The sequence below is a fragment of the Candidatus Thiodiazotropha sp. AKIB8 genome (assembly GCF_058244675.1).
Map to the genome: position 1 here is coordinate 131034 of NZ_JBSYOO010000041.1, position 16789 is coordinate 147822.

General features: G+C 50.4%; 14 protein-coding genes. 5 read left to right on the forward strand and 9 right to left on the reverse strand.

Annotated features, from left to right (window positions below):
- Positions 1-239: 239 nt before the first annotated feature.
- The gene (locus tag AC4IFB_RS14420; protein WP_490777556.1) at positions 240-3236 is read left to right on the forward strand and encodes a bifunctional diguanylate cyclase/phosphodiesterase; all 2997 of its coding nucleotides are present in this window, start codon (positions 240-242) and stop codon (positions 3234-3236) included.
- A gap of 19 nt (positions 3237-3255) precedes the next feature.
- Here the strand turns inward: AC4IFB_RS14420 and bioD are convergent, their stop codons facing one another.
- Genes bioD through bioB form a run of 5 tightly spaced genes read right to left on the reverse strand, consistent with a single transcriptional unit; the run spans position 3256 to position 7842 of the window.
- Positions 3256-3975 (reverse strand): dethiobiotin synthase, encoded by a 720-nt coding sequence (bioD, locus tag AC4IFB_RS14425; RefSeq protein WP_490777557.1) that lies wholly within the window; start codon positions 3973-3975, stop codon positions 3256-3258.
- A gap of 13 nt (positions 3976-3988) precedes the next feature.
- Complete coding sequence (gene bioC, locus AC4IFB_RS14430) at positions 3989-4867, reverse strand: malonyl-ACP O-methyltransferase BioC (protein WP_490777558.1); 879 nt, start codon at positions 4865-4867, stop codon at positions 3989-3991.
- Complete coding sequence (gene bioH, locus AC4IFB_RS14435) at positions 4864-5634, reverse strand: pimeloyl-ACP methyl ester esterase BioH (RefSeq protein WP_490780522.1); 771 nt, start codon at positions 5632-5634, stop codon at positions 4864-4866. The genes bioC and bioH overlap by 4 nt, the downstream gene beginning before the upstream one ends.
- The gene (gene bioF / locus AC4IFB_RS14440) at positions 5631-6791 is read right to left on the reverse strand and encodes an 8-amino-7-oxononanoate synthase (RefSeq protein WP_490777560.1); all 1161 of its coding nucleotides are present in this window, start codon (positions 6789-6791) and stop codon (positions 5631-5633) included. The genes bioH and bioF overlap by 4 nt, the downstream gene beginning before the upstream one ends.
- 40 nt (positions 6792-6831) lie before the next feature.
- Positions 6832-7842, reverse strand: coding sequence for a biotin synthase BioB (gene bioB, locus AC4IFB_RS14445; RefSeq protein WP_490777561.1), 1011 nt, complete (start codon positions 7840-7842; stop codon positions 6832-6834).
- Between the two features lie 88 nt (positions 7843-7930).
- Between bioB and AC4IFB_RS14450 the strand changes: the two genes are divergently transcribed.
- Together AC4IFB_RS14450 and AC4IFB_RS14455 are read left to right on the forward strand one after the other, a co-directional pair.
- Positions 7931-8641, forward strand: a complete 711-nt coding sequence (locus tag AC4IFB_RS14450) for a double zinc ribbon domain-containing protein (protein ID WP_490777562.1) — start codon at positions 7931-7933, stop codon at positions 8639-8641.
- A 180-nt stretch (positions 8642-8821) separates the two neighbouring features.
- Complete coding sequence (locus tag AC4IFB_RS14455) at positions 8822-9679, forward strand: HDOD domain-containing protein (RefSeq protein ID WP_490777563.1); 858 nt, start codon at positions 8822-8824, stop codon at positions 9677-9679.
- A 4-nt stretch (positions 9680-9683) separates the two neighbouring features.
- Here AC4IFB_RS14455 and AC4IFB_RS14460 read toward each other — a convergent pair whose 3' ends face one another.
- The 4 genes from AC4IFB_RS14460 to AC4IFB_RS14475 form a co-directional block, all read right to left on the reverse strand.
- Complete coding sequence (locus AC4IFB_RS14460) at positions 9684-9995, reverse strand: DUF4124 domain-containing protein (RefSeq protein ID WP_490777564.1); 312 nt, start codon at positions 9993-9995, stop codon at positions 9684-9686.
- A gap of 162 nt (positions 9996-10157) precedes the next feature.
- Entirely contained in the window at positions 10158-10841 is a 684-nt protein-coding gene (locus AC4IFB_RS14465; protein ID WP_490780523.1) for a general secretion pathway protein GspB, read from the reverse strand.
- Between the two features lies 1 nt (position 10842).
- Entirely contained in the window at positions 10843-12645 is a 1803-nt protein-coding gene (locus tag AC4IFB_RS14470) for an AAA family ATPase (RefSeq protein WP_490777566.1), read from the reverse strand.
- Positions 12646-12660: 15 nt separating this feature from the next.
- Entirely contained in the window at positions 12661-13071 is a 411-nt protein-coding gene (locus AC4IFB_RS14475; protein ID WP_490780524.1) for a tetratricopeptide repeat protein, read from the reverse strand.
- Between the two features lie 339 nt (positions 13072-13410).
- On the opposite strand from AC4IFB_RS14475, the gene AC4IFB_RS14480 reads away from it, so the two are divergent.
- Together AC4IFB_RS14480 and AC4IFB_RS14485 are read left to right on the forward strand one after the other, a co-directional pair.
- Entirely contained in the window at positions 13411-14304 is an 894-nt protein-coding gene (locus tag AC4IFB_RS14480; RefSeq protein WP_490780525.1) for a sulfurtransferase, read from the forward strand.
- 41 nt (positions 14305-14345) lie between these two features.
- Entirely contained in the window at positions 14346-16745 is a 2400-nt protein-coding gene (locus tag AC4IFB_RS14485; protein WP_490780526.1) for a thioredoxin domain-containing protein, read from the forward strand.
- The last annotated feature ends 44 nt before the right edge of the window (positions 16746-16789 follow it).

The window sequence follows — 16789 nt, forward strand, 5'->3', positions numbered from 1 at the left end:
TGGAATTCCCTGACTTTTTTAAACGGTCTGGTGGCTAACTCCCAATATAAAATACCGCTGCCGGAAGACCATTCAGGACATAGATTCCTGGGAAATTACGCAGGGCGCAATGGAATTTAAAGAGTTTACAATTAGAACGAGATTCACAGCCCACCTTGCTGTAACCTTTCAACACATACGCTAACCATGTTGGCCAAGGAGAAGCAATCGAAAGCAAAATACGGATTTGCCTTACACTTATGTTCTCTTACCTGAATTCCCCGCTAAAACTGATCACCGCCTCGGTTATGTTCTGTCTGGTTGCATTGACCATAGCAGAGATGTCTGGTGTGTTCGAAGATGCTGAATTTGCAGAGGAGAGAGCGTGGCAACACTACTCTGAATCACTTGCAGTCAAACTATACCCATCCGTATCATCAAATAACCATTCAACACTGACCAGGATCCTTAGCAACGCTCTGGCAGATAATCCTCAAGCAATTTCCGCAACGGTAGAAACCCTAACTGGAGAGAAGCTTGAGTTTAAGGCACCCAAACATAATCGTCAGCCTGACTTTTCAATCCCGGATTCATCTCACGCGCTGCATGTGCCGATTGGTTTCGGTAGCAAAGTCGCCGGAACACTATCAATAGAGTTTTTAGATGGCACAACTGAAGAGGCTTGGTCGTTTATAGAGATATCTATTTTAAGCCTGTGGGTTCTTCTGGCTTCACTGATCCTGTTGCTCGCTTACACCGAAAGCCAAAGGCAGGGACTCACAGCAAGATCAATCATCCCTGAACGGGTGCGAGCTGCTTTCAATGCCCTCTCTGAAGGGCTACTGATTCTTGATGAACGACACAGAATCATTCTTGCCAACGACTCTTTCTGCCAAAAAGTTGATCGAAATTTAAAAGCCCTGGCTGATATCGACGCTGACCTATTGCCATGGAAACACAGGGAGGGAACAGATAACCCAAGGAACCTCCCCTGGCATATCAGTCTGAATAATTGTGAACGGGTCACAGGGGTCCCGATACGCCTTGCGCTGAATGACGGAAGCGAAAGAGCTTTTTCAGTAAACAGCGCGCCGATCTTTGACCACAATGGACAGATCAAGGGAGCACTCACCACCTTCGATGACATGACTGAGTTGGAGAAGTCCTATCGGCAACTCAAGTCGGCTCTTTTGAAACTACGCGTCTCTGAGAAGGCGTTGCGAAATAAAACAGTTGAGCTGGAATTTCTGGCGACCAGAGACTCTCTCACAGGTTGCCTCAACAGAAGAGCGTTCTTTAAAAAATTCGATCACCTTTTCTCTATTGCCAAAACCCAAAACAGATCCCTCGTTTTTATAATGGTGGATATTGATCGTTTTAAATTCATAAACGACCACTACGGACATGCCAACGGCGATAAAGTAATCAAATACGTCTCAGAAATTCTAAGTACAAATTCGCGACCCGAGGATGTTGTCGGCCGATACGGTGGAGATGAATTTGCGCTTGTCCTCCCAGATGCATTGATGGATGAAGCCCTCGCTATAGCCGAACGTTTGAGAATGGACATTCAGCAAAAGTGCCACACCTTGTTTACCAACCCCCAAACCGTCACTACCAGTATTGGGTTGGCTGGACTGGAAGAGGAAGTAGAGGACTCCATGTTGTTGATCAACAATGCTGATTGTGCACTCTATGAGGCCAAACAGCAGGGCCGCAACTGTATTATCCAGTGGAATCCCGAACTCAGACACTCAGCACATAAGAGCAAGGATAACCCAGCCAATATAGTTTCCGACTCCGAATGGCGGGAGATGGATGAATCGGAGCGCCATCTGAGAACCGAAATACTTCGACTTGAGGATGTAATAGGCCATCTCGAATCTGAACTCGAATTTAACCGGCAGGAGATGAAACGAAGGGAAGGCAGGGATGAACTCACCGGACTGCCTAACCGATACATATTCAACGACAGGATAGGTCAGGAACTGGCCCGGAGTGAACGTAACCACAAGTTGACCGCCATCATATCCATTGATATCGATAGTTTTTCACGAATCAATGAAGCACTGGGCGTCTCAACCGGCGATCAGATTCTTAAACTGACAGCCGAGCGTCTCATTATCTCCCTCAGAAAGACTGACACCATTGCCGTGGTCGATGAGCAGAGTGAGTACGACTTACCCAATATTTCTCGTATCAACAAAGATGAGTTTGCCCTGGTTCTCAGTGATGTTGAGGATGTGAAATCGGTTACCTGGGTAGCCCATCGCATCTTGAGCCAGCTCAAAAAACCAATGCATGTAGATGATCAGGAACTATTCATCTCATTCAGTATGGGGGTTGCACTCTATCCTCATGATGACGAGACACCGGATGAATTGCTGCATAAGGCGGCTACCGCCAGACGTGCAGCCAAAAGTGATGCTGGTAGCAACCCTGTTCGCTTCTTCTCAAGGGAGATAAACCGCAAAGCCTTTCATAGCATCTGGCTTGAAACCCAGCTGAACAAAGCGATCTTTCATCAGCAGTTCGAGTTGGTCTATCAGCCAAAAATCAACATACTTACTGGACGCATCGTCGGCATTGAGGCTCTCGCCCGCTGGCCCCATCCAAAAGTTGGTTACATTCCTCCGGATGAGTTTATTCCTATTGCGGAACAGACCGGAAGGATCAACAAATTAGGACTCTGGGCATTCAAGAAAGCCTGTACCGATATGCGTCGCTGGCACAAAATGGGGTTTGAGGATCTCTCTCTCAGCGTCAATTTATCCGCCGTGCAGCTGCGCGACGATGCCCTGGCAGAAAAATTTCTGCGGGTCTGCGAGAAACGAAAAATCCCCCCATCAAAAATCGAACTTGAAATTACAGAAAGCACCCTGATAAAGAACTTTGAACACAGCCAGAGCGTAATGTCCGATCTGCACGATGCCGGTATAAATTTTGCGCTCGATGATTTTGGTAAAGGATTCTCTTCATTGAACTATCTTCAGAATCTTCCGATCAGGACCATTAAGATCGATCGGACTTTTCTAAATAACACACTCCCCAACAAACAAACGCAAACCATAGTCGCCGCTATCATTTCAATGGCAAAGAGCCTTGATCTGAAAATAGTGGCGGAAGGCGTTGAAACTGAGGCTCAGCGCAATTTTCTGGAACAACACGAATGTGATGAGATTCAGGGAACCCTCTTCAGCCCACCAGTCACAGCAGATGAAGTGGCTACTCTGTTAAAGAAGGTCAACGGCAGGTGATCTGCCTCAAAAGATTATCCTAAAAGTTGGACAGAGTGAAGTGTGCGTTTGTGGTGGTGCCGGGCATGGCATACAGATCATCACTGAGGTACTTGGCTATCGCCTCTGCTTGCGGATTGGAAAGATAGGGAATTTCACCAAGACATGGCGCAGGTAACCAGGCTCTCAGCGTCGCCAGATTCTCATCCAATGCGGACATCTCTGGATCAACTTGATTCGCCACCCAGCCAGCAAAAGTCACCCCCGCATTGAGCATACACTCTGCTGTCATCAGTGCATGATTAAGACACCCCAGACGCATCCCGACGACCATTACTACCGGTAGCGCCAACCCCCGGGCAAGGTCAGCAAGGGTATCCTGCTCCCCTAAGGGTACATGCCACCCCCCAACGCCCTCAACCACTACACGATCAGCCCGATTCTGCAGAGCTCGATACCCCTCTAGGATCACTTCGAGATCGATAGGATTTGCCGCTTGTGATGCAGCCAGATGGGGGGCTATGGGAGGCTGGTATGCAAAGGGATTGACGCTCTCATAGGGTAGCTCGAGACTTGATTGTGCCTGAATTCGCAAGGCATCTTCATTACGCAACCCATCCTGGGTTTTATCTGCTCCTGAGGCGATTGGTTTCATACCCAATACAATGTTCCCCTGTCGCTGAAGCTTTTGCATCAACCCAAGAGTCACCTCTGTTTTTCCGCACCCGGTATCTGTACCGGTAATAAATAGACCGACCATATTTAACTGCGTCCTAGGACCTGTTAACAGGCCCTAATTGTATTTGATCCAGAGGAATGGCGGTCACCCCATCGACCCTGGGTTGTGACGGAGCCCAGGCATGACCGTAGACCACTTCGTAGCTGGCAGGTAGTTTACTCTCCACCCGCAGCTTCTCATAAGCCTCGATCATAGCGCGCATACGACCCTTACCAGTCAACCCCTTCGGTCGTTGAGCAGTCACATTATGTGCGCCGAGCGTTTTCAGATCGCGCATCAGTGAGGGCACGTCATCATAACTCAGACAGATTCGATCTACATCCACTACCGGTTCCGCAAAGCCTACCTGAACCATGGCATCCCCAACATCATGCATATCTGTGAATGGTGAAACATGACTATTTCCATCTACGGCAGACCAACTCGCCCGCAGCTCTTTCAGCGTACCGGGGCCAAAAGTTGAAAAAAGCAACATCCCGTTCGGTCGTAGCACGCGCAGAAACTCCGCCATGGTTCCCTGTAGATCGTTACACCATTGCAGGGCGACATTCGAGAAGATCATATCGACCGACTGGTTGGCCAGGGGTAGCTGTTCAGCATCACCACAAATACATCGGGGACGGCGAAACCAACGTCCTCGTTTGCGCGCCTGCTGCAGCATTGGAAAAGCAAAATCTAGAGCAATGATCTGAGCTTTATTGTAGTGTTTGCCGAGCGCTTGAGTTGCATCACCAGTCCCCGCCCCCACATCAACAACCAGCTCAGGTTGATGACGAATATAGCTGAGACGCTCTATCATTCTGCTGGCAATCTCCCGCTGCAATTCAGCGACCTCATCATAATGTGAAGCGGCACGGGAGAATGCGGCACGGGCCTGACGTTTGTCTATCCTTGAGGATGCAGCAGTGGTCACGCCATAGCCTCCAGGCTATCAAGTACCAATTTTTCTGTCTCTCCGGGGTGGGACAGAAAAGGTGTATGGGCAGCCTTTTCGATAATATGTATCGCCGCATTTGGCAGCCATTGCTGCAGGATCTCAGAGGCTTTGGCGGGCGCGAGACTGTCCCTCCCACCATAGATCCAGCTCATCGGACAGGTAATTTCCACGAGTCGCTGTCGAAGATCGCACTGTTTTAGCAACTCAAGCCCAGCGTGTAGTGCTTGCGGATTGGGATCTGGACGCTCCTGTAATTTCAACTTGAGTCCTCGCAGCACCTCCACAGCAAGATCACTGCCCAACATTTGCAAGGCCAGAAAACGTTCCAGTGCCCGAGTCATATCATCCCCCATCAACTCAATGAATTGATTCAGGGTTCTCAGTGCCATTGCATGGGGCCACTCTTCACTCTTAACGAATTTCGGCATGCCAGCAATAAGCACAGCCCCCCTGACCCTCTCTGGGGCATTAAGAACCGCCTGCAAAGTCACCATAGAGCCGAGAGACCAGCCAATCCAGGCAGCCCTGTCCGGTGCAACCTCCAGGCAGGCATTCGCCCAGGCATCTATACTCTGCTGACCGTCATAGGGGCTTAATCCATGTCCAGGCAGGTCGATCAATGTCACACGGTAACTACGGCCCAGATGCCGGGCAAAATCATGCCATACAACGGAGTTCATACCCCACCCATGCAGCATCACCAGCGCATCACCGCTACCGAATGTTTCTACCCCCAGCTTCATCTCTGCTTCATCGATAAGTTGTCCAAGGCATCCAGCAATCTATCGAGCTGACGCTCAGTATGGTTGGCACTGAAAGTAAGGCGCAGTCTTGCACGCCCCTCAGGTACAGTAGGTGGACGAATTGCACTGACTAAAATGCCCTTTTCCTGCAGCGCCATGCTCCAACTTAAAGCCTGATCTGCACTACCAGCCAGGATCGGTTGAATCGGTGTATCCGATGCCATCAGCGGCAAACCAATCTGCTCGGCTGCCAGTCTGAAACGCGCCACCAGTTTTACCAGTCTCTCGCGTCTCCAGTTCTCTTGTTGGGCGATACGCAGACTGACACGGGTCGCCTCTGCAATGGCCGACGGCATCGCAGTGGTATAGATATAGCTGCGTGATTGTTGTATCAGTGTTTCAATCAAATCATCACTACCAGCAACGAAGGCTCCGAAAGTGCCAAAACCTTTACCCAGAGTCCCCATCAGGATAGGTGCTTCGTCGATACTCAGGCCAAAGTGACTCAAGGTACCTCTACCCTGCTCCCCCAACACACCTAATCCGTGGGCATCATCAACCATCAACCAGCTATTATGATGCCGGGCAATTCTCGCCAGCTCAGGCAGTGGCGCCAGATCCCCATCCATGCTGAACACACCATCTGTAGCAATCAGTCGATGCTCTGCTTCACAGAGCTTGATCTGGCGCTCAAGACTCTCGGAATCAGCATGCTGAAAGCGCTTTACCTTCGCCTGACTGAGCTGGCCTGCGTCCACCAGAGAGGCGTGATTCAGACGATCCTCCAGAAGACAATCACCTCGTCCCAACAGCGCGGTGATCACACCCAAATTTGCCATATAACCTGTTGAGAACAGCAAGGCTCTTGGACGACCGGTAAATTCTGCCAGCTCCTCTTCCAGAGCATGATGGATAGCTGTATGACCGTTGATCAAATGGGCAGCACCACTACCAACACCATATTCACTCGCTGCCTGCTGTAGTGCACTGATCAACTCAGGATGGTTTGCCAGACCAAGATAGTCGTTACTGCAAAACACCAACATGGGTCGACCGTCGACGACCATCTCTGTCTGCTGAGGCGATGAGACAACTTTACGCTCTCGATAGAGTCGGGCATCGCGCCGACGCGAAAGCTCTTCTGACAATCTGTTCATATCACTCTACTCAGGCCTCGCCAAAGGACGAGATTCAGTCTCAAACTGCCTGAGCTTTCTTGCAGGGCACTTTGGCAGCTTTGACCTCAGTCTCCACCAAAGTCTCTGTCTTCATACCGAGACGCTGCAACAATGCCCTATCATGATCCGCTTCTGGATTGTCCGTTGTCAGCAGACGCTCGCCGTAGAAGATCGAATTCGCACCAGCGAGAAAGCAGAGCGCCTGCATCTCGTCACTCATCTCTCCCCGACCTGCAGAGAGTCTGACATATGAGTTCGGCATCAGAATCCGTGCAACGGCTATGGTTCGTACAAATTCAAGAGGATCCAAATCTTCAACCTTGGAGAGCGGGGTCCCTTCGATCTTGACCAGCATGTTGATCGGTACCGATTCTGGATGCTTGGGAAGGTTCACCAGCTCGCGCAACATGCTGGCACGATCCCGTCTCGATTCACCCATACCAAGAATGCCGCCGGAGCAGACGTTGATGCCTGCATCCCGCACATGTGAGAGGGTCTTTAATCGGTCGTCAAAGGTCCGGGTGGTTATGACGTTCCCATAAAACTCCGGCGAGGTATCCAGGTTGTGATTGTAGTAGTCGAGACCTGCGGATCGCAGACGCTCAGCCTGTGTCTCAGTCAACATTCCCAGAGTCAGACAGGTCTCCATGCCCAGGCCATTGACCGCTTCGACCATCTCGACGACACGTGCCAGGTTTTTATCAGTAGGGTTGCGCCAGGCTGCCCCCATACAGAATCGGTTGGCACCCTTCTCTTTGGCTGCCTCTGCTGCCTTGATGACATCTTCCAATGGCATCAGCTTTTCCGCTTCCAGCCCAGAATCGTTTTTAGCACTCTGAGAGCAGTAGCCACAATCTTCTGCACAGGCACCGGTCTTGATACTCAACAGACTGCTCATCTGAATCTGATTGGGGTCAAATTTCTCGCGGTGAATAGACTGGGCACGAAATAGCAGGTCATTGAATGGCAGATCAAGCAGCTTTTCGATCTCATCCAGACTCCAGTCGTGGCGTATTTGGCTTTCGGTCATGGTATTCACTCGCTAAAATATCAATCTGCTATGCATGGGCTGCCTATGGTAAGCATTGAGCAGCAACAGTCAACCAAGGAAGGTTTACATGGTTTACAACTGGATAAAATCTATACAGCTCCATCTCTACCCCCAGAGCTGCCTTCTCTGCGGCTCTCGCGCTGATTTTGAAACCCGCTTCTGCCAGACTTGTTATGAATCCCTACCTTATAACAACCATGCCTGTCCCTGCTGTGCCCTCCCTCTGCCTACAGGTGTGGCTAAAGGAACCCGCTGTGGCGCCTGCATTCAGCAACAGCTTCCATTCGACTCATGCAGCACAGCGGTACTCTATGAACCCCCTTTGAGCCGCCTGATCAGTAACCTCAAATTTAGACAACATCTTCATCTCACAGCCCCGTTGGCGAGACTATTAATCCATCGACTGGCTGAGCCTGCCCATCTGCCGGAATTACTGTTGCCGGTTCCCCTTCATCCACGTCGCTTGCGTGAACGCGGTTTTAATCAGGCCCAGGAACTCGGGCGGGTAGTGGCGAAGCACTATGGCATTCCCCTGGATAGTCGACTGGTAAAACGCACCAGGGAAACCTCTGCTCAATCGGATCTGAGCGAACTTGAACGGCGAAGAAACCTGCGTAACGCTTTTCGGGTCTATGGCAGCTTAAAGGGCGTCAAAGTGGCTATACTGGATGATGTGGTAACCACAGGATCCACCATCAAAGAGATGAGCATGGCTCTAAACCGGGCGGGAGCCGATAAAATAACAGTCTGGGCGATAGCCAGAACAGTCTCGAACTAAACGTTAAATATAGTTAACCTGGCTAATCATGATCCATTACAGGGTAGAAGTTGATATACTTTATGTATCGTCGCGGGATTATTAATGCGGCGAATTCATTAAAGAAGAATTATGAACAGATGCTTCATGTTCTACCCACAGGACCTGAGGTTGAGCGCAATCTGTTCATGAGGTGCAGCTATGCCAACACTGTGGGAAAAGATCACCGAGGATTGCAGACTAATATCCCTGCCTGATGTCTATATTCGTTTAAAAAATATCGTCGAATCTGCCGAATATCGCCTGGAAGATGTAGCCGATACCATACGCAGTGATCCGGCCCTGACGGCACGCATCCTGAAACTGATTAACAGTCCCTATTTCGGCATGCCCAGCAAGATAGAGACTGTGTTTCGTGCAGTCTCTCTGCTGGGAACACAGCAAATACACGACCTGACCCTCGCCACCTGCATCTCGGAATCGTTGAGTAAAAAGCCCACCCCAGCCCTCGATATGCATCAATTTTGGAAGCGGAGTGTCTATTGCGGTTTAGCTGCACAAGGTTTCGCCCGTCACCTGGGAATGATAGATAGTGAACGTCTGTTTGTCTGTGGACTACTGTATGATTTAGGACACTTGATTCTCTACCAAAGCATACCCAAAGAGACCCAGGCAGCACTTCAGATATCCCAGCAACAATCCTTACCTTTGGTGGAAGCAGAGCGAGAATCAATTGGCCTTGACTACGCCCGGGTAGGGGCCACCCTTATGCGTCAATGGAGTTTTCCCATCTGTTTAATCGAAACGACAGAATTTCATCCTGAGCCGGTTCGTGCCAAACACCACCCCACTGAAGCAGCTATGGTACACATCGCCTCTATGCTGGCCGAAGCGTTCATCGGTAATGGAAAGTTTAATGAGGGGATACTTATACCCAACCCCGCCGCACTGGAAATAACAGATTTGAGTATTGATTTGTCTATTTCTATCGCTGAGGAGGTAAAAAGCGGGTTTGATACCATCCTGGATACCATCTATCCCATGCGCGAAGCTTCCTGAGCCCTTAACGTTTTAGCGGACAAGTACTGCCTCTGGTTGTACGTTTCTTGACTATCTTCTTCAGCTTCGGCTTTTGCACTCGTTTGCGTTTCTTGACAGGTTTAATTGCGTTTTTGGGGACTTTTCGCATCTCCAATGAGGAGAATGTATCGGTATTGATAGCGGCAGATTGACTCCCCTTGGGAGGCGGTGATTGAGAGTAATGAACCTTTCCCTGCTCGTCATACCACTTGTAGATTCTTGCCTGGGACAAGACCGGGTAGGCGAGGAACACGCATAGACAGATATTCACCACAAGGCTCTTCCGCTCCATCATACTACGTTCCTTAAGTTATCCTGTTACTATTTTTTACTGTAAATCAATCATTTGCCTAATAAGATCAATATATCGCACTCAGCCAATACATTCTATAAATCAAGCACCAGTTAATCCGGTAGATGGTGCCGTCTGTCAGACTGACATCCTATGGCTGATTGATCAGAGGTTACCTAAGGGCAGGATAAAACGCTCACCCATATGCTCCATAACCACCCCCTCGGGTAAGATTTCGATCAGATTTGGCCCTTCTGCCAGATAGTCACCTTCACGATATTTTTCCATGTTGATCAGTACATATCGTTTCATTGGCCTGGGATCATAGCTGTGAATATCGATGTTCATCTCAGGTAAATTCGATACAAAACCGCTCGGCATTTCATGCAGGGGCATTGCACGGGGTGGCGGAGGTTCAGGTGGTGCTTTAACCGGGGCTGGCCGGACAGGAGGTAATTCAATAGGAGCGACCTCGGCTTTAACCTGCTCAATTGGCTTCGGCTTTTCCTCTACCGGCAAGGGCTGGACAACCTGTGGAGATTGCCTAACTTCTGCCATAGGTTGAGGATTATTGTTTTGTGGGCGTACTGGTCTGGCAGTCAACTCACCCGACGGACGAGTTATTTCCGGCTCTGACTTGGCTTCTGTCTGGGGCTGTGGCGTACTCTGCATACCACCAAGATAGATTCCAATGCCAAGCATAGCCAAAGCAAAAAGCGATAGAAGTCCCCAGCCAAGCCGGTGTTTACCTTGTCCATCCTGTTCAGACGCCTGAGAAGATATGCCCGGAATCTCACCCAGCTTATGCTGACGTTCGGCTTTTTTCAGTGCCTCCAGAATCAGCGACATATCAACTATCCCCCTTTTCCGTGGTGGAATAGAGAGTTGGTGTTCCATCAGGCAAAGCAACATTATTCAGATAGATCTGGGTCTGTTGTCCTGCAACACCATCAGCCTGTAAGCCACTATTGCTTTGAAACTCCTGTAGCCTGACCTTCAAGGCATTATTAAATCGATCCAGGCTCGCCACTCGGAGCACTGGTCTGCCATCAACAAGATGTAACTGTTGACGCAACCAGGTAACCGCTTCCCCGGTCGAGCCTTCACCAATCAAGGCCAATCCCGCTTGTGGTTTCCAAAGCATTATGAAGCCCCCCTGCCAATAAGGCTTGAGCTGCTCCAGACGGACCACCCCCTGTTCATCTCCACTATCCACCAACAACCAATCACCATCGACGTGGGTTAATGCAAGAAGGCGTTCCTGACGCTCCTGCTTCAGGCGGATCAAGAGCGGACGATTCAGACGCAACAGTCTCGACCACTCTGCCTGGGCATTTAAACATCGTAATCCATATTCGGGGGCCTGCAGACAAGGAGGTACTGATATTTTCAGACTTATCGATGGATCCCATGCCTGAAAAAGCAGCTGATAGCTGTTGAAGCTATCCTGAGGTCGAGCAAAAAGTCTCTGCAAATCGATCTCTTGGGGGGGGGCCTCCTCAGCAACAGGGGGAGCTGATTCAGTCGTGGAAGAAGCTGTGTCATTCGTCTCGACTGGCTTCGGGGTCACAGGGGTAACCTGTTCTGGTTCAACTTTAGCCTCAGGAGCAGGCACTGCTGCTTCAGACACCATTGGCTCAGACTCAGCCAGTAAAGAGGGTTGTTGATCTGACGTCTCTGCTCTCTTGTTACCTGAATCGGTCTGCTGCAACTCCGAACTGAGCCCATTCTCACCGGCAACCGGTTGATTCATTTCAAACCAATACCAACCGCCTGCTGCCACTGCCAACAGCAGAGCAAGAGCAACCCCCAGCCCAACTCCCAATCGGCGAAACCGCTTTGGTTTCTTTCCTCGCACTTCATGCGCTGCTCGCCATATCATACGGCTATCTACCCGTTGCCTACCGCTGGTGTAGATGGCCAGCAGGGCACGCTCGCAAATAGTATTGATCAGACGTGGAATTCCGCGGGAATATCTGTGCAGAAGACGTACTGCCATCGGCGTAAAAAGATCTTCTCTTATTCCCGCCACAGCCAGGCGGTGAGTAATGTAGGAGCGACTCTCCTGGGCAGTTAAAGGCGCAAGATGGTAACGGGCCGTGATACGTTGGTCCACCTGCCGCAGCTCTTTGCGTGCCAGCATCTGCAGCAGCTCTGGCTGACCAACCAGAATAATACGCAGCAGTTTATGGTGGGATGTTTCCAGATTCGTCAACAACCGAACCTGTTCCAGCACTCTCGGACTGAGGTTTTGTGCTTCATCCACTACCAACACAGTGTGTTTACCCTCACTGTGAATTTCCAATAGTCGTTTGGAGAGGATGTCGCTGAGATGTTTTAAAGAGTAAGGGGGGCCTTTGTACGCTACACCAAGCTCATCACAGATGGTTGCCAAAAACTCACGCCGCGAGAGGCGAGGATTTAGAATCAGAGCCACTTCCACATCACCAAGCTGCTGCGCCAAAAGGCTCCTGAGCAACAAGGTCTTACCGGTGCCGACCTCTCCGGTCAACAACACGAACCCCCCATTCGGGCCGGCTCCATAGATCAAATGGGCCAGACTCTCCTCATGCCCCCGACTCAGATAGAGATAGCGGGGATCCGGGGTTATGGCAAAAGGGTTTTCCTTAAATCCAAAATCGCTGAATTTCATTATTTCAGGGACGAACTATTCACATCCATCGTCCGCCTCCCCCTCGTTTTCTGCAGCTATCGCACTCGAAAGCTCTATCCATTTTATTGCTTCGGTTTCATCCGGCTTAACCCACTGTCCTGCGAGATAGATCTGACCCAGCTCATTCGCGGCCATGTAAGAGTAACCCTCTGCAGCCCGTTTCAGCCAGGAGATCCCTTTCTGGGCATCCTGATCAACTCCTTTTCCAAAAAGGTAGAGCATACCCAGCTGAAACTGAGCCTCGGCATGATCCCGTTTAGCCAGGCGCTTGAAAGCCCTGTAGGCTGAGGAGTAATCCTTATTTGTCAATACAGCCAACGCATCATCGTAATCATCGGCTCTTGTCTGTAGCGCCAATAGAATCAACAGACCTGCCAGGAGATATTTTATTGTCGAATTATTCATGATCGCACTATTCTGACACAGGGTGCGGTGAATACCAGACCGGTTAAGCGTTTTTTCCAAGTGGATTTAGCTCCAAAATAGCAAACTGCTGCCAGGTTTTAACAGTTAGACTCTCCAAATGATCTCCAGGCAGGAACTATTCACTGGAAATAGTTGCCATTACACGCAACTTTAAGGATTGTTATCAATCTGATAATAACCAGACCATAACAATTCCGAAACCCATAGATAGCTGTGGTCTGGTTATTAAATATGAAGTCCGGCGACTCAACTCAGAGATCACCAATGCCAGCGCAGGAAAGAACAAAAACATTCGAACAACATTGAATTAGGTGCCTTATGATCAGACCATTCACACTCATATTTCTCCTCTTTGCATCCCTTCCCGTATTTGCACAGCCCCTGGTATCGGTTGAATGGCTACAACAGAACAAGGATAAACCAAATGTTGTCCTGCTAGACCTGCAGAGTAATCAGAACTATTTACGTTTCCACATACCCGGATCAGTTAACACCGAATACGCTCAGTGGCGGGTCGAGAAAAAGGGAGCGCCAAAAATAATGCCCCCGGTCTCAATCATGGAGAAGTTAATCGGCTCTCTTGGGATCGACAACAACAGCCAGGTTGTTTTGATCCCCCTCGGAGCCAGTGCTGGTGATATGGCCATCGCGGCCCGGGTCTACTGGACCTTCAAAGTCCTGGGGCACGATAAGGTATCAATCCTCGACGCTGGCCTGGTGGGATACGCTGAGACCCGTAAATACCCATTGCAAAAGGGTAATCACCAACTCAAGCCCACAACCTTCAAGGCTGACTATAGAGCGGAAATGAATCCCAATGCCAAGGCAGTGAAGATGGCACTTGATGCAGGCACCCTCGCAGTAGACAACCGCACCAGGGCTGAATATATGGGTGTCTACGGCGGTGGAGGTAAGGAGCGTGCCGGCAGCCTGCCAGGTGCGGTCAACCTCAACTACGACTGGCTCACCGTCAATGGCAGTGGAAAATTGCACAGTTTGGACAATTTAAAGCAGATATACGCTGCCAGCCAGGTTCCTCAGGAAGGGCCACAAATCAACTACTGCCACACCGGCAATCGAGCTGCGTTAGCCTGGTTCGTCTCCCATGAACTGCTCGGCAACACCCAGGCCAGACTCTATGATGGCTCCACTCAGGAGTGGGCTGTCGATCCGAGTCTGCCAATGCAACAACAGGTCAGATTAAACCTCTGAGCGGTGATGAGTTTGCTCTCACCCAGCCTCGAGTGTAAATCTTGAACACAGGCAAGCTATTGCTGTCAGTTTCAGGCCTGCTGATTCTGCTAGCGCCTGCCCATGCTGATGAACGCCTACATCTACAGAGGTCAGAGGATATGCAGCAAACTCTCTATCAGGCATTTCTCGATAAGGGGGTAGCCTATCGCCCCCGTACCGAACACTTCAAAAAGGATGGTACCCCCAGCTATATCAACCGCTTGATCCTCGAGGACTCTCCCTATCTGCTACAGCATGCACATAACCCGGTTGACTGGCACCCCTGGTCTGAAGCAGCTTTCCAGAAAGCCAAGCAGGAGAACAAACCGATATTTCTATCGATCGGTTACTCCACCTGCCACTGGTGTCATGTGATGGAGCGGGAGAGTTTTGAAAATCTACAAATCGCTTCCCTGCTGAACCGTGACTTCATAGCAATCAAAGTGGACCGGGAGAGTCATCCCGATGTGGATGAGGTCTACATGACCGCGGTGATGTTGCTCACCGGCCACGGGGGTTGGCCTATGTCTACATTTCTTACTCCAGAGGGTAAACCTTTCTTTGGTGGCACCTATTACACTCCGGATCAATTTACTTCACTGCTGCAGCAGGTGAATCAACTCTGGGGGGAGCGTCGGCAAGAGTTGATCGCCCAGGCAGAAAAGGTCGCCGACGCAGTAGCAGAGAGCAATCGCCTCAGGGGAGAGGCGAAAGCCCTCGATAAAGGGGTAATAGCAGAGGCACTGGGGAGCATGCAGAAGTCATTCGATGAGATCCAGGGTGGATTTGGCCAGGCCCCCAAGTTTCCCAGAGAACCCTGGCTCTATCTGCTGCTCGACCAGGCCGAACGCAATGCGGACGCCACGGCGTTACAGATGCTCACAGTCACCCTCGATCATATGGCCAGAGGCGGTATCTATGACCAGGTTGCCGGAGGTTTCCACCGCTACTCCACCGACTACGAATGGCTGATTCCTCACTTTGAAAAAATGCTCTACAACCAGGCGCATCTCAGCCGCATCTACCTGGCTGCATGGCGTCTCACCGGCAGAGAAGATTTCCGCCGCATAGCCACACAAACCCTAAACTATGTCCTGCGAGAGATGACTTCAGAGGAAGGGGGATTCTATTCCGCCACCGATGCCGACAGTGAAGGGGAAGAGGGTCTCTTCTTTACCTGGACCCCGGATGAGTTGAAATCAGTGCTTACTGAAGAAGAGAGCACTCTTGCAATGGCCCTCTACGGCGTTACCCGGTCAGGCAACTTTGAAGGTCGTAACATCCTCCATCTGCCTGAACAGCTCAACGCGTTTGCCCAGCAGCAAAAACGCTCAGAAGCAGATCTCCTGCAACAGCTGGCGGCCATCAACCGGAAACTGCTATTAACCCGGAACAAACGCACTGCCCCCCTGCGGGACGACAAGATAGTGACTGCCTGGAATGGCATGATGATTACTGCGTTGGCACAGGCTGCCGATCTACTGGATAGCGTTCGCTACCGTGAAGCAGCGGAAATGGCGGCTAATTTTCTTTGGCAGCAGAATCGATATAAAGAGGGGCATCTGTGGCGGGTTCACTTGAATGGTCAGTCATCCATACCAGCCACCCAGGAAGATTACGCCTACCTGTCTGAGAGTTTTCTCCATCTCTATGACCTGACCGGGGAACCGCAATGGCTAAGCCGCGCAAAAGAGCTAGCAGAGGCTTTGACCACCCGCTTTCTCGATCAGAAACAGGGCGGGTTCTTCATGAATGAGGTGGAAAGCAGCATCACCGGCATGGGACGCCCAAAGGATGAAGGCTCTGACAATGCAATCCCCTCAGGCAGCTCGGTTGCGATACACAGCCTGCAACGGCTCTGGCAACGCACAGGGGAGCTGGACTATCGTCAACATACCGATGCTCTGATATCCCGTTTTGCCCCTGCCATAGAAGCAGCCCCCATCAGCTATGGCTATCTGCTCAGTGCGGTCAGCAACCACCTGCATGGAGAGTTGGGAGCACGAGCCTATGCGGGCCAGGGTGGTATCCGCATAGAGGCAGATATCTCTCAGGCCTCTGAACAAAACATACTAAGCGTCCATATCGTCATCCCTGAGGGTTGGCATATCAACACCAATCAACCTAAGAGCAAAGATCTGATCCCTACTCTACTCTCCCTTCCTGAGAGTGGAAATGGGTGGCAGATAGGGCCGGTAACCTATCCTAAAGGTGTTGAAGAAAAACTCGCTTTTCAGCAACAGCCCCTATCCGTTTACGGGGGAAAGATTACCTTACAGACCCTGCTAAAGCGTACCGACAAAAGAGAATTGGAAACCATTACACTCCCTGCAGAATTACAACTTCAAGCCTGTAATGAACAGGTCTGTCTGCCACCGGAGACAGTGACCCTTTGGGTTGATTTTAATAAGAATATCTAAACTTCTGCTTAGGGCCTGTTAACCAAATAATAGAGATGGGTCAG